Source organism: Gordonia sp. VNK1 (assembly GCF_040049135.1).
In the GTDB taxonomy this organism is placed as follows: Bacteria; Actinomycetota; Actinomycetes; order Mycobacteriales; family Mycobacteriaceae; genus Gordonia; species Gordonia oleivorans.
The window spans coordinates 1-17,569 of sequence record NZ_JBDZDJ010000012.1; the positions used below are offsets into that span (position 1 = coordinate 1).

Consider the following 17,569-nt stretch of genomic DNA (forward strand, 5'->3'; position numbering starts at 1 on the left):
ACGCGGCAACTCCAGATACTCCCGGACATAGGCTGTGATCTCAGCGATCGTGTAACCAGCACTAATACTCATGTTGTGAACCTCCTCCTCGGAAGTGACTCACACCCAGATTGGCATACAACGCGACTCGCTACGCTCCGACGGAGCGGCGCCCGCTCCCGTTGCGACACCTGCGCCCGCGCCGCGTAAGCGCGCGCCCGCGAAGAAGCAGGTTCGTCGGCCGGCGGTCCTCGATCCTTTTGTCGTCTACCGTGAGTCGGGTGCGGCTGGGCTGGCCGAGAAGCTCGGTGCACTCGATCTAGAACAACTCCGCGACATCATCGCCGAGGAGGAGCTCGACACTCGTAAAGAGATGAGCCGTAAACGCAGCACGGCCGTCATCAGTGCGTGGATTGTCGAACGGGTTGAGGCGTCGGAGAACAAGGGGAGCGTGTTTCGGTAGGACGTTGCAAAGCGAATACGTCCGTAGCCGTAACGGTGAGGACGGATTCGTCTGTCTCGACCCTGTCACGCGCGGTCAGTAGATAGCTGACGGGACCGTCGCCGGCGAGCTCGGCCGCCTTGCGCTGAAGCCCACGCAAGATACGCGGATCATCGATGACACTGCGCCACTTGACCTCTCCGCACACCGGACACTCTGCGACCGCGGCGTGACAGCGCGGCGATGTCGATTTCGACGGAGGAGGTCTTGTTCCACCAACGTCCGACGGCGATGATGTCCGGACCGATGACGCCGTCGGCGGCAAGTCGCCGCACGTGGCGGGTCACCATATCCTCCCAACGAGCCCCCCATGAAATCGTTGAGGGACTCGACGAGAACCGGCAGAATCGAGTCACCGAGCCCTCGTTCGATCTCGGTTCGGTAGTGCGCGACCACCCGGAGTTCGCCGCGCTCGGCCTGACCGGTCGCCGTGTACATCACCATCGGCAGGTCTTGACCGAACTCGCTGATCAACAGGGTCGTGCCCACGCGCCGCGGGTGAGTTGGCTCAAGATGATGTGGCCGACCACGACGTCGACTACCCGCGCCCCAACGCCTTCGGCAGTTCGCCGACGAGTCCGTCGACCTCGGCATAGGACACCGGTGAGCCGGCCAGCAGGCCGGGTATCAGTGCCTCCAGGTGGGAGACCCAGACGTTGGCGCCGTCGAGCACCGGCCCGGTGAACCTGCGATCCGCGCCGGACAGCGCCACCAACTGCGCACCCATCTGCGCCACCGAGAGTTCGAGTCGGACGCGGCTGTCGATGAAACCGGCGTCCCCCGTGGAGACCGCATACAGCGGGCCCATCGCGTGCTGCATGCGCCGGTAGAGGCGTACCTCCGGATCATGGCCGAGCGCCCAACCAGGTGGTGCACTCGGCTGATGTCCGGGATAGAGGACCGCCGAACTCTCCGATTGCTGCCGCCCGGATCTGATGAGCACGACGACGACAATCACCAGTGCCACAACGAGCGCGATGCCGACCACCACGGCAGCGCCGAGAACGAGGATCATCATGACAGATACCGGTACAGCACAAAGATTCCGACGATGACGATGATCGCAGCGGTGATCGCGGAGACGATCTTGACCACGCTGTAGGGCCGGTCGCCTTGGACCTCACCGGTCACACCGTTGATGTAGACCTGGAAGGGCTTGCCGCCGTAGATCACGGTGAGCAGCCAGATCGGCACCAGCAGGTAGCGGAAACGCAGGGGATTGAAGTCGGTGTGCGAGGAGTGAATTCGCTGTTTGTCGCCACCGATGTCGCTGCGCACCGACGACTCGATCGCCGGGTCGATCTCCTCGGCGCGGGCACGGCCGAAGGTCTCGTCGGGCCCGTGGTCATAGCTGCGCGCGAGATGCCCGGCGAGGAACTGCCCGGTGAACGGCTGGGCCTGCTCGACCGGCCACGGTTTGAGCGCCTCGACCCGATGCGGATCGATGCCGTCGTTGGCCAGGGCCGGCACCTCGGTGAACTGGTCGGTGACGAGTCCGCTCACCGAACGCCAGCGGGTGCGGGTCTCGGTGCGCCGGTCCTTGCCGGAACCCACGGTCACCGTGTAGTCGTCGCCGCGTTCACCCTGATACGACGTGTGTGCCGTGGTGGTGTAACTGAAATACGAGAAGTACACGCTCTGCAGTGATCCCAGCTGTCGGTACTTCTTGAACTCCGACGGGGCGAACCATCGTGAATGTATCCACTGCTCAATGGATTTCGTTGCGGCGTCGTCGTCGACCCGAAACGGGATGACACCGTCGACCGGCAAGACCTCGGGCGCGGCGTGCACGTCGTCGCGCTGGATCGGTGAGGCGCAGTACGGGCAGCGGGTGGCGGTCAGTGTTCCGGTGAAAATGACTGCGCCACCACAGTTCTGGCAGGTGACCTGATGCTCGCTGGCGGCTGCCGGGTCGTTTGACGACAGCAGTCCGGGCGTGCTGAGTTGGCCGACGCGCGGATCGCGCAGGTCGTGTTGCCCGACGTGTTGGGTTGGATCGAGTTGAACGGCGCGGGTGGATCCGCAACTCGGACAGGACAACAGACCCGACGCCGGGTCGAACTCCAGATCATCACCACAGTTGACGCAGGGGAAGGTGCGGGTGTTCTCCGTGACGTGCAACGTCCCGGGCGGCGAGGGCTGAGCAACCGGTGGCTGCGGAACCGGGGGCGGTGGTGGCGGGGCCGGGTGCGGCACGGTTGGTGGCGGCGCGGACGCATGGGGCAGCAATGGCGGTGGTGTCGGCGGCCGGTACTGCCCGGGTCCGGGTGGCTGGGGTGCGTTCATCTGCGGTCCTCGAGGGTCGGCGCGGTGATCAGCCGTTCGGTCCGGCGGTGGGCGGCGGCGGTGGGGTGGCCGGTCGCGGCGGCAGCGGGGGTGGCGCTGCAAACAGGGGAGCGAGCGCCGGGACCCGGCCGGCCGCGGTCCACTGGGTCAACTCCGGCGACCACACCAGTGTCGCTGCGGTGACCGCGCCGGCCGCCACCGACGCCTGGATCTGCGCGACGGTGTACGGTCCGACGGCCTGGCCATTCTGCTCGACATGGAAGCTCGCCGTCGGCAGCGGCGGTGGTGCACTCGGCGCCACGCCCGGCTGCGCCGCCGGGGCGCCCGCGATCGCGTCACCGACCTGCTGTCCGAGTGCCAAACCCATTCCGGCGCCCAGGAAGTCGCTGACGCCGCCGCCGTTCTGTGCGCCGGTCACCAGGGCGTCGCCGAAGCGTCCCTGCTGGAACTTCTGCATGTCGTCGACCTGATCCAGGAAACCCTGCTCCTCGAGGCCACGGGCGACGCCACGCGTGATCGCCGCGGTGATCTCCTCGGGCAGGGAGACGTTGAGGATGACGTCGTCGATGGCGAGGCCGTACTCGTCGTCGACACGTTCGGCCACCAGTTGACGCAACTGGGCGGCGATCTCCCCGACGCGACCCTGCAGGTCGAGGACGCCGACACCGGACTTGATGATGAGGTCGGCGAAGGCCTGGGCGATCACTCGTCGCAACAACTCGCCGACCTCGTCGACGTCGACGTTGCTGTCGGTGCCGATCACCTGACGCAGGAAGATCGCCGGGTCGGCGACCCGCACGACGCACAGGCCGTTGGCGCGGACCGGCACCAACTTGAACTCGGGGTCTCGGATGGTGATGGGATTTGGTGTGCCCCAACGCATCTCGGTGACCGGGCGGGTGTTGATGAAGTAGACCTCGCTGCGGAAAGGGCTGTCGAAGCCGTGCTTCCAGCCCTGCAGCGTCGACAGGATCGGCAGGTTCTCGGTGGTGAGTTCGTAGTGGCCGGGCCCGAATTCGTCGGCGAGCTGGCCGCGGTAGACGAACACTGCCCGCTGGCCCTCGCGAACGATCAGCTGTGCGCCGTTCTTGATCTCGTTCTGATAGCGAGGGAACCGCCAGGCCAGCGTCGTCCGTGAATCATCGAGCCACTCGATGATGTCAACGAGCTCACCCTTGAGTTTGGCGATGACTCCCACTGGGGCCTCCGATGTCGTGTGTGCAACGGTCCGCGTGCAGCCCCCAACTGTAGGGCGATATGCGTGATCTGCAGTATGACGTGTCGGACGTTCGGACGAATGGCAAAGCGGCCGGGAGATGTGACCGCGTGGACGATCAGCGACTGGCCTGGGCGTGTGATTCCACCGCCGCGCGCTCCACCGTCAGCAGACTCTCGGCACTGTGCTCGGCGTGATACGCCGCGCCACCGCCGCGGAGCCCGAACAGGCGTTTGCTCCAGATCAGCCACACGACGGCGGCGATGTTGATCGCCAGCAGGCCGATGCGGAGCACGGTGATCCGTTCGAGGAGTTCGTAGATCTCGAGTGGGATGAACGCGCCGGTGACGATGACCGCGAAGTACTCGCCCCATCGCTTGGCGAACCAGAGTCCGTAGGCCTCGACGAATTGGCTTGCGGCATAGAGTAATACCGCACATCCGATGAGGACGATGGCGGTGGCCGACAGGCTGGTGGCCTTCTCTACCCACTGCACGACCTTGGAATCGTCGATGTTCCAGCCGATCTGGTCGGCCAGCGGGCGGAGCAGGGGCAGTTCCTGATTGAACTTGTCCTGCAATGACTGTTGGCTGTGACGCAGCTCGATGACGAAGATTCCGGCCACCAGCAGAAACAGGCCGCGGATCAGTCGTTCGGCGGCGAGCAGCCGCATGATGATCAGGTCGCGCAACAATGCGCCTCGTGGGACTTCCGGTGCATGGTCGGCCGGACCGTGCCGTCGTGGCTCGCCGACGACGAAGTCGCCGCAGCGCAGGCATCGCCACGCTTCGCCGGCGACGGTGGTCACCTGGAGACGGTTGGCGAGCTCGGCTTCGTCGGGCCGGTACGTCTCGTGTCCACGCAGCCCGCATGACAGTACTTCCCAGTCCATTCGGGCAGGTTACCGCCGGGTTCCGGTGGGCGAGCATGATCGTCATCCGGTGGGAACACCTCGTCGCCGGATACGTCGCGAACGCCCGAATCTCGGTTCTCAGAAGTGCCAGATGAAGCGGTACCAGTCACCGCTGAAGCGCGTGAAGGTGACGTTGAGGCGCGTCCGCGCGTCGGGCGGCGGACCGTCGGGCAGGAGTGCGTACCCCGTCCGGTCGATGAAGCCGCCCTTCGTATAGAGCAGACACACCTCGTCGACCTTCTCGACCGACTCGAGCCGAACGGTCCCGACCCATCCGGCATCCGTCGACGTGCAGGTGTCGGCGACATCGGCGAGCGCCGCCGATGAGGCCCACAACAGACGGGTACTGCCCGCCGGGGGTGCGCGTCCACCGCGACATCGGCGAGCGCCGCCGATGAGGCCCACAACGATGCCCGATTGGTCAGCCCGAACCATCCGACGACGACCGTGACGGCCACAAGGGCAGCAGCGATCGCCGGCAGTCGCCATTCGCGATAGAAGAAAGCGCCGATCGCCGTCGTGATGAGCCAGGCGCCGCCGATGCACACCAGCGCGACCAGCGCGATCAGTGGCCAGAAGAAGCCGATCCACTCGAGGTCGCCGAGCATCAGAAGTGCGCAGCACACGGCGGTCGAGACGACGATGGACCACGCCGACACCCGCCACCAGCGCGGCGGTGATTCGGTGACGACCCCCATGGGCTGCCAGGGTAACGGTTCCCGCCTCGCGCGATGCTTCCGTGCACGCGCGCCGTGGGCACAGACCGCGTGAACGCGGGGGTGCCGCGGCGGCAAGCTGGAACCGCGCGAAGAACAGCCGTCACCAGTCGGAGCCGAAAAATTTCCGACATTCGATGGAGCCAAATCGCCTCGGCGTGCGTCCAATCTCGCATGACACCTTTTCCGACTGACGAACACCAGATCATCTACCGGCACGTGGCCATCGCCGCGGGCTTTACCGACGCCGACCTCGGCAGAGCTTGCCGACGCGGCGACATCGTGTCGCTGGTACGCGGTGCGTACGTGCACGCCGCCGAGCGGGAGCCCGACGAGCATCATCGCCTGGAGGTGATCGCGTCGCATCGGCTCGGGCGGTTCGGCAAGTCGATCCCCAGCCATCAGTCCGCGGCCGCCCTTCATCGCCTGCCGATGCTCAAACCCAACTTCCGGCGACTGCACACGATCACCGGACACACGGCCGGCGGCGGGCGCACGTCGACGCGTCATGACCACGTCGGCGTCGTCGCACCCGAGGAGCGGACCGAGGTCGACGGCATCGTCGTCCCGATCATCGAACGGGTCGCCGTGGACGTCGCCTGCACCACGACGATGGGATTCGCGGGAGCACTCGCGGTCTTCGACGCGGCCCTCCGTGCGGGTGCCGACCGGCAGAAGATGGAGAAGATGCTGCGCGGCCGCCGACTCGGCGTGAACACCGCCCGACGTGCGCTGCGGTGGGCGGACGGCACTGCCGAAAGTCCTGGCGAATCGTGGAGTCGGGCACAGATGATCGAGGCGGGCCTGCTCCTGCCGCGCCTGCAGCACACCTTCGTCAACGACGAGGGGAAAGAGGTGGCGCGCACCGACTTCGACTGGGATGGGCTGCTCGTCGGTGAGTTCGACGGAAAGGTCAAGTACCAGAAGCACTTACGGCCGGGGGAGAAGCCTTCCGACGCCGTGATCCGGGAGAAGCAACGCGAGGATCGGCTGCGGGCGATGGGGATCATGGTCGTCCGCTGGCTGTGGACCGACCTCGAGAACGGCACCGTCGTCGGCCTCGTCCGCCGGTGGCTGGTGCACTTCTCGCTGATGGCGGCGTGACTGGCGCGGGTGGTGCTGGTTGGCGCGGTGCCCTCGTGCTTGCGCTGTTTGTTGCAATGACCGCGCGTACGTGGGGGTGCCGCGTGGGCGAGTTGGGCCCGCGGGAACGGGGCCGGGACCTGGGTCGTCGGCGGTTGGCGCGGGTGGTGCTGGTTGGCGCGGTGCCTCTGTGCTCGCGCTGTTTGTTGCAGTGACCGCGTGGGTGTGGGGGTGCCGCGTGGGCGAGTTGGGCCCGCGGGAACGGGGCGGGGTTTCGGGGTCGTCGACGGTTGGCGCGGGTGGTGCTGGTTGGCGCGGTGCCTCTGTGCTCGCGCTGTTTGTTGCACTGACCGCGTGAGTGTGGGGGTGCCGCGTGGGCGTGGAGGGCCCGCGGGAACGTGCCCCGGGGCTCGGGTCGTCGGCGGTTGGCGCGGGTGGTGCTGGTTGGCGCGGTGCCCTCGTGCTCGCGCTGCTTGGTGCAATGACCGCGCGTACGTGGGGGTGCCGCGTGGGCAAACAACACCCGCGCGAACGCCCCACCAAGCACCCCGCGACCGACGATTTGGGTCTGGCCAGGGAATTCTCTACACTAGACCGGTTGCCTGTGCACCTCAGGTGTCCGGGACGTTCATCTGCACCCCGGTGCAGATCACAACTGAATAGTCTCCGATGCCGGCGAAAAGCCAAGGGCATCGGCGACGAGACATCACACAACTATCCACTTCGTGGAAGGCCCACCGCAGGTCAGGGGAGTAATCCTCACGGATCGGCGCTGTATGGGAACCGCTACGAGAAAGGTTGACGGTCAACCATGACCATGACTGACCCGATCGCAGACTTCTTGACGCGTCTGCGTAACGCCAACTCGGCGTTCCACGACGAGGTGACCCTGCCCTCGTCGAAGCTCAAGGTGAACATCGCTGAGATCCTCAAGCGCGAGGGTTACATCACCGACTACCGCACCGAAGACGCCGAGGTCGGTAAGAACCTCGTCGTCTCCCTCAAGTACGGCCCCTCCCGGGAGCGCAGCATCGCCGGCCTTCGCCGCGTGTCCAAGCCGGGTCTGCGGGTGTACGCCAAGTCCAACAACCTGCCCAAGGTTCTGGGCGGCCTCGGCGTGGCCATCATCTCCACGTCGTCGGGTCTGCTCACCGACCGCCAGGCAGCCAACCAGGGCGTGGGCGGCGAAGTCCTCGCCTACGTCTGGTAAGGGGAGGTAGCAACAATGTCGCGTATCGGTAAGAACCCGATCCAGATCCCCGCGGGCGTCACCGTCGCCATCGACGGACAGACCATCACCGTCAAGGGACCCAAGGGCGAACTCTCCCACAACGTCACCGCGCCGATCGTCGTCGCTCAGGAAGACGGCGCCATCGTGGTGACCCGCCCCAACGACGAGCGTCGTAACCGCGCCCTGCACGGCCTGAACCGTTCGCTGGTGAACAACCTCGTCGAGGGCGTCACCAAGGGCTACACCACCAAGATGGAAATCTTCGGCGTCGGTTACCGCGTCCAGGCCAAGGGCCGGGACCTGGAATTCGCGCTCGGTTACAGCCATCCCGTGCCGATCGAGGCTCCCGAGGGCATCACCTTTGCCGTCGAGTCGCCCACCAAGTTCTCGGTGTCGGGTATCGACAAGCAGCAAGTCGGCCAGATCTCGGCGAACATCCGCCGCCTGCGTCGTCCGGACCCCTACAAGGGCAAGGGCATTCGCTACGAGGGTGAGCAGATCCGTCGCAAGGTCGGAAAGACGGGTAAGTAAGCCATGAGTGATACAGCAACCAAAAAGAACGTTCGCAAGCCGCTCGGCAAGGACGTCTCGACGCGTCGTCGCACCGCGACCAACCGTCGTCACTTCCGCCTGCGCAAGAAGGTCGCCGGCACCGCCGAGCGTCCGCGTCTGGCCGTCAAGCGCAGCAGCCGTCACATCCACGTGCAGCTGATCGACGACCAGGTCGGCAAGACCCTGGCCGCCGCGTCGACCATCGAGGCCGACGTCCGTGCCGCCGGTGGCGACAAGTCCGCGCAGGCCCGCAAGGTCGGCGAACTGATCGCCGCCCGCGCCAAGGCAGCAGGTGTCGAGACCGTCGTGTTCGACCGTGGTGGCAAGGAATACCACGGCCGGATCGCCGCGCTCGCCGACGCCGCCCGCGAGGGAGGCCTGCAGTTCTGATGATGACCATCTACACCAGCAAGACCAATATGACCGGAGGGAACCTCTGATGCCCGGACGTCAGCGTGACGGCGGAAACGGACCCGCCGGAAACGACAACAACAGCAACCAAGGTGGCGACCGCAACGATCGCCGGGGCGGCCGCGACCGTCGCGGCGGCAACGACCGCGGTGGCCGCGACCAGGACCGCAACCAGCTCGAGCGGGTCGTCGCCATCAACCGTGTGTCCAAGGTGGTCAAGGGTGGCCGCCGCTTCTCCTTCACCGCTCTCGTGGTGGTCGGAGACGGCCAGGGCATGGTCGGCGTCGGCTACGGCAAGGCCAAGGAAGTTCCGGCCGCGATCCAGAAGGGTGTCGAAGAGGCTCGCAAGAACTTCTTCCGCGTCCCACTGATCGGTGGCACCGTGACCCACCCGGTTCAGGGTGAGGCCGCCGCCGGTGTCGTGATGCTCCGCCCGGCCAGCCCCGGTACCGGTGTGATCGCCGGTGGCGCGGTGCGTGCCGTGCTCGAATGCGCGGGCGTCCACGACGTCCTCGCCAAGAGCCTCGGCTCGGACAACGCGATCAACGTGGTCCACGCGACCGTCGCGGCCCTGAAGATGCTGCAGCGTCCGGAAGAGGTCGCGGCCCGCCGCGGACTCCCGATCGAAGACGTGGCACCGGCCGGTATGCTCCGCGCCCGTGCCGGCCAAGGAGTGTAAGAGATGGCACAGCTGAAGATCACCCAGGTCAAGGGCACCATCGGTACCAAGCAGAACCAGCGTGACAGCCTGCGGACCCTCGGTCTGCGCGGCATCCGCAAGTCGGTCACCCGTGAGGACACCGCCGTCAACCGCGGCCTCATCAACGTGGTCCGGCACCTCGTGACAGTCGAAGAGGTTTAAGCAATGACCATCAAGCTCCATCACCTTCGCCCCGCTCCGGGCGCGAAGACCGACAAGACCCGCGTGGGTCGCGGTGAGGGCTCCAAGGGTAAGACCGCCGGTCGCGGCACCAAGGGCACCAAGGCACGCAAGAACGTGCCCGCCGCATTCGAGGGCGGCCAGATGCCGATCCACATGCGACTGCCGAAGCTCAAGGGCTTCACCAATCGCAACCGGGTCGAGTACCAGGTCGTCAACGTGGGCGACATCGCCCGCCTGTTCCCGCAGGGCGGCACCATCGGCGTCGACGAACTCGTCGCCGCCGGCGCCGTGCGCAAGAACCGGCTCGTCAAGGTCCTCGGCGACGGGGAACTGGGCGTCAAGGTCGACGTGACCGCCGACAAGTTCACTGCATCCGCCAAGGAGAAGATCGCCGCTGCCGGTGGCAGCGTCACCGAACTCTGAGTCGGATTCGCCGGGTCCGCGGAGTGTGTGCAGATTGCCTCGCCACACCCGCGGACCTTGGCGTCGCCGCGGCAGAAATGCCATCTCAGCGCCGACGACCGGCGTTGCGCAGGTGGTTTTCCGCGGCTGTTAGAGTTTGCATCGTTGTGTGTGTGCACACCTCATAACCGTTGCGTGCACACATCCCGCAAGATCATCGTCGATTGTCGAGCATGCGCGCCTGAAGGGTCCGGGCGGTGAGCACGTGTGCTCTAGGAGGAATTAGTGCTCTCCCCCCTCATCGCGGCCTTACGGACGCCCGATCTGAGGAAGAAGATCCTCTTCGTCATCGGCATCATCGTCCTGTATCGCCTCGGGGCCACGGTTCCGTCGCCGGGTGTCAACTACGTCGAGGTGCACAAGTGCATCGACACCATCAACAGTGGCGGCGGCAATCAGGTCTACTCGCTGATCAACCTGTTCTCCGGTGGTGCGCTGCTGCAGCTGTCGGTGTTCGCGATCGGCATCATGCCGTACATCACGGCGAGCATCATCGTCCAGCTGCTCACCGTGGTCATCCCGCGGTTCGAGCAACTGCGCAAGGAAGGCCAGTCCGGCCAGGCCAAGATGACGCAGTACACCCGCTACCTCACGGTGGCGTTGGCGTTGCTGCAGTCCACCGGCATCGTGGCGCTGGCCGATCGTGGCAATCTGCTGCCGGCCAGCTGTGGCGACAACATCCTCAACGACAAGAGCATCTTCGGCCTGACCATCATCGTGCTGGTGATGACCGCGGGTGCCTGCCTGGTGATGTGGTTCGGTGAGCTGATCACCGAGCGCGGCATCGGCAACGGCATGTCGCTGCTGATCTTCGCCGGTATCGCCGCCCGCATCCCCGCCGAGGGACGTGCCATCCTCACCAGCCGCGGCGGCCTGGTCTTCGGTCTCGTCGTCGTCGCGGTGTTGATCATCGTGGCCGGCGTGGTGTTCATCGAGCAGGGACAGCGCCGTATCCCGGTGCAGTACGCCAAGCGCATGGTGGGCCGCAAGATGTACGGCGGTTCGTCGACCTATCTGCCGTTGAAGGTCAACCAGGCCGGCGTCATCCCGGTGATCTTCGCGTCCTCACTGCTGTATCTGCCGCAGCTGATCGTCCAGCTCACCCAGTCCTCCGACGGCACGCAGTCGAGCTGGCAGCGGTGGGTGGCGACGTATCTGGCCGACCCGAGCAATTACGTCTACATCATCGTCTACTTCCTGATGATCATCTTCTTCACATATTTCTATGTGGCGGTGACATTCAATCCGGAAGAGCGTGCCGATGACATGAAGAAGTACGGCGGCTTCATTCCGGGTATTCGTCCGGGACAGCCGACGGCCGACTATCTCGGCTATGTCCTCAGTCGCATCACGCTGCCGGGTTCGATCTACCTGGGTATCATCGCGGTACTGCCAAACCTGTTCCTCGAGATCGGTAACAGCGGTGGTGTTCAGAACCTGCCATTTGGGGGCACGGCCGTCCTGATCATGGTCGGTGTGGGACTGGACACGATGAAGCAGATCAACAGTCAATTGATGCAACGCAAGTACGAAGGATTCCTGAAGTGAGACTTGTCATTCTCGGCCCCCCCGGAGCAGGTAAAGGTACCCAGGCGGAACTGTTGAGCGAAGCGCTCGGCATCCCGCACATCTCCACCGGAGACCTGTTCCGCGCCAACATCTCACAGGGAACCGCGGTCGGTATCGAGGCCAAGCGCTACCTCGACGCCGGTGACCTGGTCCCGTCCGAGATCACCGTCGACATGGTGCGCGCCCGCGTCGGGGAACCCGATGCGTCCAAGGGATTCATCCTGGACGGCTTCCCGCGGTCGACCGAGCAGGCCGATGCACTCAAGGACATCCTGTCCGCACTGGAGACCTCGCTGGACGCGGTGCTGTCCTTCGTCGTCGACGCCGACGTGGTGGTTGAGCGGATGCTGGCGCGTGGTCGTGCCGACGACACCGAAGAGGTCATCCGTAACCGGATGGCGGTGTATCAGAAGGAAACCGCACCGTTGCTCGACTACTACGGTGATCAGGTCAAGACGATCGACGCGGTCGGCGACGTGCAGGACGTGCATCAGCGGGTGCTGAGCGCGCTTGGCGCGGGCGTGTCCTGACGTCATCCTCCAAACGAATCGAAGGAACCGAACCGGGGCCGGTCATGGGATTTCGCAAGCGTAAACGAGTGCCCTTCCGCAGTGCAGGAGAACTCGACGCGATGGCCGCGGCCGGTGCGGTGGTGGGTGCGGCGCTCGTCGCCGTTCGCCACGCCTCGAAGCCGGGTGTGAGCACCCTGGATCTCGACGAGATCGCCGAGACCGTCATCCGGCAGGCCGGCGCGGTCCCGTCCTTCAAGGGTTACCACGGGTTTCCCGGCACCATCTGTTCCTCGGTCAACGATGTTGTGGTGCACGGGATCCCCTCGGCGGATGTGATCCTCGCCGAGGGTGATCTCGTGTCCATCGACTGCGGGGCCGTTCTCGAGGGCTGGCACGGGGATTCGGCGTGGACCTTCGGCGTCGGTGAACTGTCGCAGGCGGATTCGGAACTGTCCGAGGCCACCCGGCTGTCGCTGGAGGCCGGTATCGCGGCCATGGTCGACGGTGCGCGGCTGTCCGACATCTCTCACGCCATCGAGACCGGTACCCATGACGCGGAACGAAAGTTCAGTCGTTCCTTCGGCATCGTCGACGGTTACGGCGGACACGGCATCGGCCGCGAGATGCATCTGGCTCCCTACCTTGCCAACGAAGGGGAACCGGGTAAGGGGCCACTGCTGGTGGTCGGTTCGACCCTGGCGATCGAGCCGATGCTGACGTTGGGCACCACCGAGACGTCGGTGCTCGACGACGAGTGGACCGTCATCACCGACGACGGTTCACGCTCGGCGCACTGGGAACACACGGTCGCAGTGACCGCCGACGGCCCGCGCATCCTGACACAGCGCCCCGAATGAGGTGATCGGCCCTCGGTGGCCACGTCGGTTGCCCATGCGCTGCCGCGGAGCAACGGCACCAGGAAACTGCGGGCGACGTGCGCGAGCTGGTCGTGATCATCGACGTCGACGACATCGCTCGGCACGGCCAGGAATGACGCCGAGATCCGCACCATGAGTTCCGCGATGAGATCGACGTCGGCGTCGGCGGCAACGTGACCGGCGGACTGCTCCTGACGGAGTTGTACGGCCACGAATTGGCGTACCACCGAAACCATCTGGCCGTCGTCGCTGACCATCGACGAGGCGAGGATGCCGGGATCGGCGAGCATGAGTCCGACGAACACCGGGTTGTGGCGGATCGCGTGCAGTGAACTCGCGAATCCGAGCACGACACGGTCGGCGGCGGTCGGCGCATCCCGGATGTCGATCAGGAACTGATCGAAGTACGCACGGAACTCCCGCAGGATGACGGCCTCGACGAGTGCGTGCTTGTTGGGGAAACGGCGATAGATGGTGACCCGGGCGACACGCGCCCGACGGGCGACGTCCTCCATCGCCGAGTGCCGCAGCCCGAACCTGCTGAACTGCTCCCGCGCAGCGTCGACGATGCGCGTGCGCACATCGTCGACGCCGTCACCGGATGTCGCCTGATCGGTGAGGACGCGCTGGAGCAGAACGGCCGCACCGGGATGGGAGTCGTCGATCACCGACACGAGATCTCGATTCCGTGGACTGCCGGCGATCAGTAGTGGGGGAACAGTGAGATCATGTCGAACTGGTTGAGCAGGTTCTGGATGACGTAGAAGATGTCGTTCCAATGATTCATGGGATGAAACTCCTTCGGGTTGTGCGGTTTCGGATGGTGATCGTTGGCGGTATGCGATAGCGGTGGCGGTGTCTCGGTGACTACTCCTTCTTGCTGATCTGCCGCTCCTTTCGGATCTGACGCTCCTGTCGGATCTCATGCAGTGCGCCGGTGGGACACAGGGACATGGCGGTCCGAGCGGCGCGGGGATCGGGATGCTCGTCGACGATGATGGGGTATCCCCACTCGTCGAGGTGGATGGACTCGGGCAGCAGGTGCGCGCAGATTCCCCTGCCCGTGCAGGCAATTCGATCGACGACGAGGGTCGGTGCCGGTCCGGATTCGTCGGTGCCGGCCCGGCCGGTGAGCGAGGTCAACCAGGACATGGGTGTGCTCCTGTCCGTGTCAACTCCCTCTGCGTCAACTCACTCTGCGTCAACTCGCTCGGCGCAGACTCGGGTCGGCGAGGCGCTCCGAACACCTCGAGCGCCGACGCGACGAAATCCGCGACGCCGTCGGGGAATCGGCATGCACCGCGGCCGCGCACCATCGCGACTCGACGGGTCAGGTGTGATGCCGCGCCGGGATCGTCGGCGTTGCGGAGGTCGGCGACGGTGGAGGCGATCGCGGGCAGACCGAACATGCATGGCCCGCACTGCCCGGCGGTTTCGGCCGCGGCGTAGTCGAGTGCGGCCGCCACCTGCGCCCACGGATCGGCATCGGCCTCGATCAGACGGACGGTCGCAGCTCCCATGCGAACGTGATGCGGCGCCAACCCGGCCCGAGACCACGCGGTTCGTGACGCGTCGGCGGCCGGCAGGAATCCGCCGCCGAGTCCGCCGAGCCAGAACGCCTGTGCCGCAACGGTCTGACCGCCGGCGAGCCCGAGGAGATCACCGACCCGCGGGCCGGCCTCCGCCTCGACGACTCCGGGTCTGCCGACACCGTTGGCCACTGTCACCAGTCGGGGTCCGGGCTCGGCCCGCGTACCGAAGGAGCGGAACCAGCGCACTCCACGATCGGCGATCTGGGCTGCACGCCACACGGTTTCGGCATTGAGGACGAGCGTCGGCCGGAGTCGGCGACCGTCGTGACCGCGGGCGCCGGCGGTCACCGGCGACCACCGCATCAGCGGACGGGCCTGCCCGCCATGGGCCAGACTCACCAGCGAGGACTCCTCGGAGGCGACGTAGCGGTGCGGTACCGCGACGGTGTCACACCCGTGCTCGTCGAGGATGGCGAGGGCAGCCGAACCGCGATGTGCCGCAACCCGAATCCGGCCGGCGGTCAGCAGCCGGGCGCCGGTGAGAACCGCGTCGAGGCGGTGAGCGATGACCCATCCGTCCTTGGTCGCGTCGATCTCGCCGTCGCAGGCGTTGATGATGAGATCGGCGCCGTGGCGGTGTGCCAGATCCACTTTGACGCCGGTGGGGAACCCGGCGCCGCCCCGCCCGGTGAGGCCTGCGTCGGTCAGCAGGTCGGCGATGGCGTTCATGTCCAACCTCCGATCGCGATCTCGGCGCGCCGGCGGCGATCGGCGGTGCGACTGAGCAGGCGCCACGCGGTGGCCGCCGCCATGACGAGACCGCAGGCCACGGTGACGATCCGCAACGCCTGCTGATCGTCGGCGGACATCATCAGTCCGTGCAGGACCGCGCTCGCCGCGAGCAGATACGACAGCCAGTGCACGGCCCGCCAGACCCGATGGGACAGGCGCAGCCGCAGAATCGACGTGACGAGCACGAGGATGAAGATGTCGACGGCGATGGCACCCACACCCACCCACATGCGGTGGTAATCGGAGGTGAACGGCACGACCACCGCGATCCATCCCAGGTCGACGTAGGCGTCGAGGACGGCGGTCGAGATGTGGATGGCGACGAACACGGTGGTGCCCAGGGCGAGGGTGCGATGCAGGCTCACCGCGACCGCGGTGAGGGAGCTCTCGGGTCGGAGGCCGACGGCGGTGGCGGCACCGAGCACGACGACCGCGGTGAGCAACATCAGACTGACGATGCCGCAGGCGCGGGAGGCGAACCACAGCCACGGACTGGTCATGACACACCCACCGCAGGGGTTGTGATGCCGGGCCATCCGGGGGCGGTGGTGATCTGGTGATCGGCGGCGATGAGGCACGCCGGAACCCGGCGGGCGGTCAGCCAGTCCGGGGCGCGGTCATCGAGGATGACCGCGGCGGTCGACGCGGCGTTGGCCTGGACCGCCGTCGGTGCCGCACAGGTCGCCTGGGCCCACCGCGTGTGGGCGGGCATCCCGGTTCGCGGGTCGATGATGTGATGCCGGTGGCGCCCGTGCTGTCGCCACGTCCGCAGCCTCGTCGACGAGGTGGCGAATGCCTGGCCGTCGGAGCGAACGACCTGAACCTGTGCGCCATCGGGTCCGAGGACGCCGATCGCCCACCCGTCGTCGGGCACGACTCCCGAGACCGCGGTGTCGCCGCCGAGGTTCACCAGATACCCACCGGAGCCCGACCGCGCGAGTTCCTCGGCGATGGCGTCGGCGGCCCATGCCTTGGCGACGGCACCGAGATCGAGTGCGGTCCCAGCCGGGAGTGTCACCCGGGCGCGCTGTTCGTCGAAGTCGGTGCGCCGCGAGACCGCCTGCCGTGCAGTGTGTTCGGGTGTCGGTCGGGAACCGGTGTCGGTGCGTGCGCGCACGATGTCGATGTCGTCGTCGTATCCGCAGGCGGCCAGCTCGGCACCCAACGATGCGCAGACCAGTCCGTCGGTCAGTCGCTCGGCGTGCACCGCCGCGCCCAGGCATCGGGCGAGAACCTCGCCGACGGGAAGGCACACCGAACCGTCGGGATCGGTGCGGGCGCGCTCGGCGCTCGCGGTATTGATCTGTGCCAGTTCGGAATCGGTGCGGAAGCGGGACGCCGCCCGATCGAGTTCGGCGAGTCGCCGACGCATCAGGGCGGCGGCCTCGTCGAGCTCGTCGGCGACGGTGCAGAGCACCGTGACGGTGGTGCCGATGGCCGAGAACCCGGCCGAGGCGACGGTTTCGGGGCCGGCTGTGGGCACGGCGGGGGAGTCGTGGTGGGTGTCGATCATGATCCGGCCGTCTGGGTCTGAGGTGGTGCGGCCGTCTCGGCGACCGGCGGCGGCGCCTCCCAGCCGCCACCGCCAGCGCCACCGCCACCGCCGGAGGCCGCACCTGAGCCGCCGCCAGGGCTCTCCGGTTGCACCGCAGTGGGCTCGGGGACAACCACTTCCGGGGCGGTGTACCCGGTCTGCGCCGGCGCCTGTTCGACGGGGGGTTGGTAGGTCCCGGTCGGGGTCACGGCGGTGGGTGTCACGGCGGTCGGGGTCGCGGCGGTTCTGGGCGTCGCCGAACGCGGTGGCACGGGAGCACCCGACGTGCGTGCGGCGGGTCGTCGGGGTGGCGTCGTCGACGACGGTCCGGACGCGGTCGCCACCGTCGTGGAGGCGGCCGACGTCGTGGACTCATTCTCGCCGGCGGACTGGCCGGCGTCGGCGTGGCTCACCGCCAGCTGGCCGGTGAGCCCGGCGGCGGTGAGTGTTGCGGCGGCGAACACTCCGGCGGCCAGGCGCCGGGAGGTGATGATCGCGTTGGCCTGCTTCATGGCGTT

General features: G+C 66.6%; 21 protein-coding genes and 2 pseudogenes. 11 read left to right on the forward strand and 12 right to left on the reverse strand.

The window, feature by feature from the left end:
* Positions 1-124: 124 nt before the first annotated feature.
* A pseudogene (locus ABLE94_RS15435) lies at positions 125-442 on the forward strand (hypothetical protein); the annotation flags it as partial.
* Between the two features lie 149 nt (positions 443-591).
* Here ABLE94_RS15435 and ABLE94_RS26460 read toward each other — a convergent pair.
* The 6 genes from ABLE94_RS26460 to ABLE94_RS15460 all read right to left on the reverse strand — a co-directional run bounded on the left by ABLE94_RS26460 (position 592) and on the right by ABLE94_RS15460 (position 5,232).
* A complete protein-coding gene (locus tag ABLE94_RS26460; RefSeq protein ID WP_425476214.1) occupies positions 592-837 on the reverse strand; it encodes a DUF234 domain-containing protein in 246 nt (81 codons plus the stop codon).
* Between the two features lie 182 nt (positions 838-1,019).
* Positions 1,020-1,499: a hypothetical protein gene (locus ABLE94_RS15440; RefSeq protein WP_348809190.1), complete on the reverse strand. Its 480-nt coding sequence runs from the start codon at positions 1,497-1,499 to the stop codon at positions 1,020-1,022.
* The gene (locus ABLE94_RS15445; RefSeq protein WP_348809191.1) at positions 1,496-2,767 is read right to left on the reverse strand and encodes a TFIIB-type zinc ribbon-containing protein; all 1,272 of its coding nucleotides are present in this window, start codon (positions 2,765-2,767) and stop codon (positions 1,496-1,498) included. Before ABLE94_RS15445 ends, ABLE94_RS15440 begins: the two co-directional genes overlap by 4 nt.
* Before the next feature lie 28 nt (positions 2,768-2,795).
* The gene (locus ABLE94_RS15450; protein WP_348809192.1) at positions 2,796-3,965 is read right to left on the reverse strand and encodes an SPFH domain-containing protein; all 1,170 of its coding nucleotides are present in this window, start codon (positions 3,963-3,965) and stop codon (positions 2,796-2,798) included.
* A gap of 136 nt (positions 3,966-4,101) precedes the next feature.
* Positions 4,102-4,875, reverse strand: a complete 774-nt coding sequence (locus ABLE94_RS15455; protein WP_348809193.1) for a DUF2127 domain-containing protein — start codon at positions 4,873-4,875, stop codon at positions 4,102-4,104.
* 99 nt (positions 4,876-4,974) lie between these two features.
* Positions 4,975-5,232 carry a hypothetical protein gene (locus tag ABLE94_RS15460; protein WP_348804551.1) on the reverse strand — a complete coding sequence of 86 codons (258 nt, stop codon included), beginning with the start codon at positions 5,230-5,232 and terminating at the stop codon, positions 4,975-4,977.
* A gap of 554 nt (positions 5,233-5,786) precedes the next feature.
* Between ABLE94_RS15460 and ABLE94_RS15465 the strand changes: the two genes are divergently transcribed.
* The 10 genes from ABLE94_RS15465 (at position 5,787) to map (ending at position 13,172) form a co-directional block, all read left to right on the forward strand.
* Complete coding sequence (locus ABLE94_RS15465) at positions 5,787-6,716, forward strand: hypothetical protein (RefSeq protein WP_348804550.1); 930 nt, start codon at positions 5,787-5,789, stop codon at positions 6,714-6,716.
* Between the two features lie 790 nt (positions 6,717-7,506).
* Complete coding sequence (rpsH, locus tag ABLE94_RS15470) at positions 7,507-7,905, forward strand: 30S ribosomal protein S8 (protein WP_348804549.1); 399 nt, start codon at positions 7,507-7,509, stop codon at positions 7,903-7,905.
* A gap of 15 nt (positions 7,906-7,920) precedes the next feature.
* A complete protein-coding gene (gene rplF / locus ABLE94_RS15475; RefSeq protein ID WP_348809194.1) occupies positions 7,921-8,457 on the forward strand; it encodes a 50S ribosomal protein L6 in 537 nt (178 codons plus the stop codon).
* Positions 8,458-8,460: 3 nt separating this feature from the next.
* Complete coding sequence (rplR, locus tag ABLE94_RS15480) at positions 8,461-8,868, forward strand: 50S ribosomal protein L18 (protein ID WP_348804547.1); 408 nt, start codon at positions 8,461-8,463, stop codon at positions 8,866-8,868.
* A 49-nt stretch (positions 8,869-8,917) separates the two neighbouring features.
* Positions 8,918-9,568, forward strand: a complete 651-nt coding sequence (gene rpsE, locus ABLE94_RS15485) for a 30S ribosomal protein S5 (RefSeq protein WP_348809195.1) — start codon at positions 8,918-8,920, stop codon at positions 9,566-9,568.
* Positions 9,569-9,571: 3 nt separating this feature from the next.
* Positions 9,572-9,751: a 50S ribosomal protein L30 gene (rpmD, locus tag ABLE94_RS15490; protein ID WP_348804545.1), complete on the forward strand. Its 180-nt coding sequence runs from the start codon at positions 9,572-9,574 to the stop codon at positions 9,749-9,751.
* Between the two features lie 3 nt (positions 9,752-9,754).
* On the forward strand, positions 9,755-10,195 hold the full coding sequence (gene rplO, locus ABLE94_RS15495) for a 50S ribosomal protein L15 (protein WP_348804544.1): 441 nt from the start codon (positions 9,755-9,757) through the stop codon (positions 10,193-10,195).
* A gap of 264 nt (positions 10,196-10,459) precedes the next feature.
* On the forward strand, positions 10,460-11,782 hold the full coding sequence (gene secY / locus ABLE94_RS15500) for a preprotein translocase subunit SecY (protein WP_348804543.1): 1,323 nt from the start codon (positions 10,460-10,462) through the stop codon (positions 11,780-11,782).
* Positions 11,779-12,333, forward strand: a complete 555-nt coding sequence (locus tag ABLE94_RS15505) for an adenylate kinase (protein WP_348809196.1) — start codon at positions 11,779-11,781, stop codon at positions 12,331-12,333. Before secY ends, ABLE94_RS15505 begins: the two co-directional genes overlap by 4 nt.
* A 44-nt stretch (positions 12,334-12,377) precedes the next feature.
* Positions 12,378-13,172 carry a type I methionyl aminopeptidase gene (map, locus tag ABLE94_RS15510; RefSeq protein WP_348809197.1) on the forward strand — a complete coding sequence of 265 codons (795 nt, stop codon included), beginning with the start codon at positions 12,378-12,380 and terminating at the stop codon, positions 13,170-13,172.
* Positions 13,173-13,633: 461 nt separating this feature from the next.
* On the opposite strand, the pseudogene ABLE94_RS15515 reads toward map, so the two are convergent.
* The 6 genes and pseudogenes from ABLE94_RS15515 to ABLE94_RS15540 form a co-directional block, all read right to left on the reverse strand.
* A pseudogene (locus ABLE94_RS15515) lies at positions 13,634-14,119 on the reverse strand (TetR family transcriptional regulator); the annotation flags it as partial.
* A complete protein-coding gene (locus ABLE94_RS15520) occupies positions 14,061-14,345 on the reverse strand; it encodes a ferredoxin (RefSeq protein ID WP_348809198.1) in 285 nt (94 codons plus the stop codon). The gene ABLE94_RS15520 and the pseudogene ABLE94_RS15515, both read right to left, overlap by 59 nt.
* On the reverse strand, positions 14,333-15,454 hold the full coding sequence (locus ABLE94_RS15525; protein ID WP_348804538.1) for an NADH-ubiquinone oxidoreductase-F iron-sulfur binding region domain-containing protein: 1,122 nt from the start codon (positions 15,452-15,454) through the stop codon (positions 14,333-14,335). The genes ABLE94_RS15520 and ABLE94_RS15525 overlap by 13 nt, the downstream gene beginning before the upstream one ends.
* Positions 15,451-16,017, reverse strand: coding sequence for a ferric reductase-like transmembrane domain-containing protein (locus ABLE94_RS15530; protein ID WP_348804537.1), 567 nt, complete (start codon positions 16,015-16,017; stop codon positions 15,451-15,453). The genes ABLE94_RS15525 and ABLE94_RS15530 overlap by 4 nt, the downstream gene beginning before the upstream one ends.
* Entirely contained in the window at positions 16,014-17,030 is a 1,017-nt protein-coding gene (locus ABLE94_RS15535; RefSeq protein ID WP_348804536.1) for an FAD:protein FMN transferase, read from the reverse strand. The genes ABLE94_RS15530 and ABLE94_RS15535 overlap by 4 nt, the downstream gene beginning before the upstream one ends.
* Entirely contained in the window at positions 17,027-17,563 is a 537-nt protein-coding gene (locus ABLE94_RS15540; RefSeq protein ID WP_348809199.1) for a hypothetical protein, read from the reverse strand. The genes ABLE94_RS15535 and ABLE94_RS15540 overlap by 4 nt, the downstream gene beginning before the upstream one ends.
* Between the last annotated feature and the right edge of the window lie 6 nt (positions 17,564-17,569).

What these genes read in the sequence shown, in the direction of transcription:
- ABLE94_RS15440 (WP_348809190.1), bottom strand. Translation starts at nt 1,499, where the DNA reads ATGATGATCCTCGTTCTCGGCGCTGCCGTGGTGGTCGGCATCGCGCTC.
- ABLE94_RS15445 (WP_348809191.1), bottom strand. Translation starts at nt 2,767, where the DNA reads ATGAACGCACCCCAGCCACCCGGACCCGGGCAGTACCGGCCGCCGACA.
- ABLE94_RS15455 (WP_348809193.1), bottom strand. Translation starts at nt 4,875, where the DNA reads ATGGACTGGGAAGTACTGTCATGCGGGCTGCGTGGACACGAGACGTAC.
- ABLE94_RS15465 (WP_348804550.1), top strand. Translation starts at nt 5,787, where the DNA reads ATGACACCTTTTCCGACTGACGAACACCAGATCATCTACCGGCACGTG.
- rpsH (WP_348804549.1), top strand. Translation starts at nt 7,507, where the DNA reads ATGACCATGACTGACCCGATCGCAGACTTCTTGACGCGTCTGCGTAAC.
- rplF (WP_348809194.1), top strand. Translation starts at nt 7,921, where the DNA reads ATGTCGCGTATCGGTAAGAACCCGATCCAGATCCCCGCGGGCGTCACC.
- rplR (WP_348804547.1), top strand. Translation starts at nt 8,461, where the DNA reads ATGAGTGATACAGCAACCAAAAAGAACGTTCGCAAGCCGCTCGGCAAG.
- rpsE (WP_348809195.1), top strand. Translation starts at nt 8,918, where the DNA reads ATGCCCGGACGTCAGCGTGACGGCGGAAACGGACCCGCCGGAAACGAC.
- rpmD (WP_348804545.1), top strand. Translation starts at nt 9,572, where the DNA reads ATGGCACAGCTGAAGATCACCCAGGTCAAGGGCACCATCGGTACCAAG.
- rplO (WP_348804544.1), top strand. Translation starts at nt 9,755, where the DNA reads ATGACCATCAAGCTCCATCACCTTCGCCCCGCTCCGGGCGCGAAGACC.
- map (WP_348809197.1), top strand. Translation starts at nt 12,378, where the DNA reads ATGGGATTTCGCAAGCGTAAACGAGTGCCCTTCCGCAGTGCAGGAGAA.
- ABLE94_RS15520 (WP_348809198.1), bottom strand. Translation starts at nt 14,345, where the DNA reads ATGTCCTGGTTGACCTCGCTCACCGGCCGGGCCGGCACCGACGAATCC.
- ABLE94_RS15525 (WP_348804538.1), bottom strand. Translation starts at nt 15,454, where the DNA reads ATGAACGCCATCGCCGACCTGCTGACCGACGCAGGCCTCACCGGGCGG.
- ABLE94_RS15530 (WP_348804537.1), bottom strand. Translation starts at nt 16,017, where the DNA reads ATGACCAGTCCGTGGCTGTGGTTCGCCTCCCGCGCCTGCGGCATCGTC.
- ABLE94_RS15535 (WP_348804536.1), bottom strand. Translation starts at nt 17,030, where the DNA reads ATGATCGACACCCACCACGACTCCCCCGCCGTGCCCACAGCCGGCCCC.
- ABLE94_RS15540 (WP_348809199.1), bottom strand. Translation starts at nt 17,563, where the DNA reads ATGAAGCAGGCCAACGCGATCATCACCTCCCGGCGCCTGGCCGCCGGA.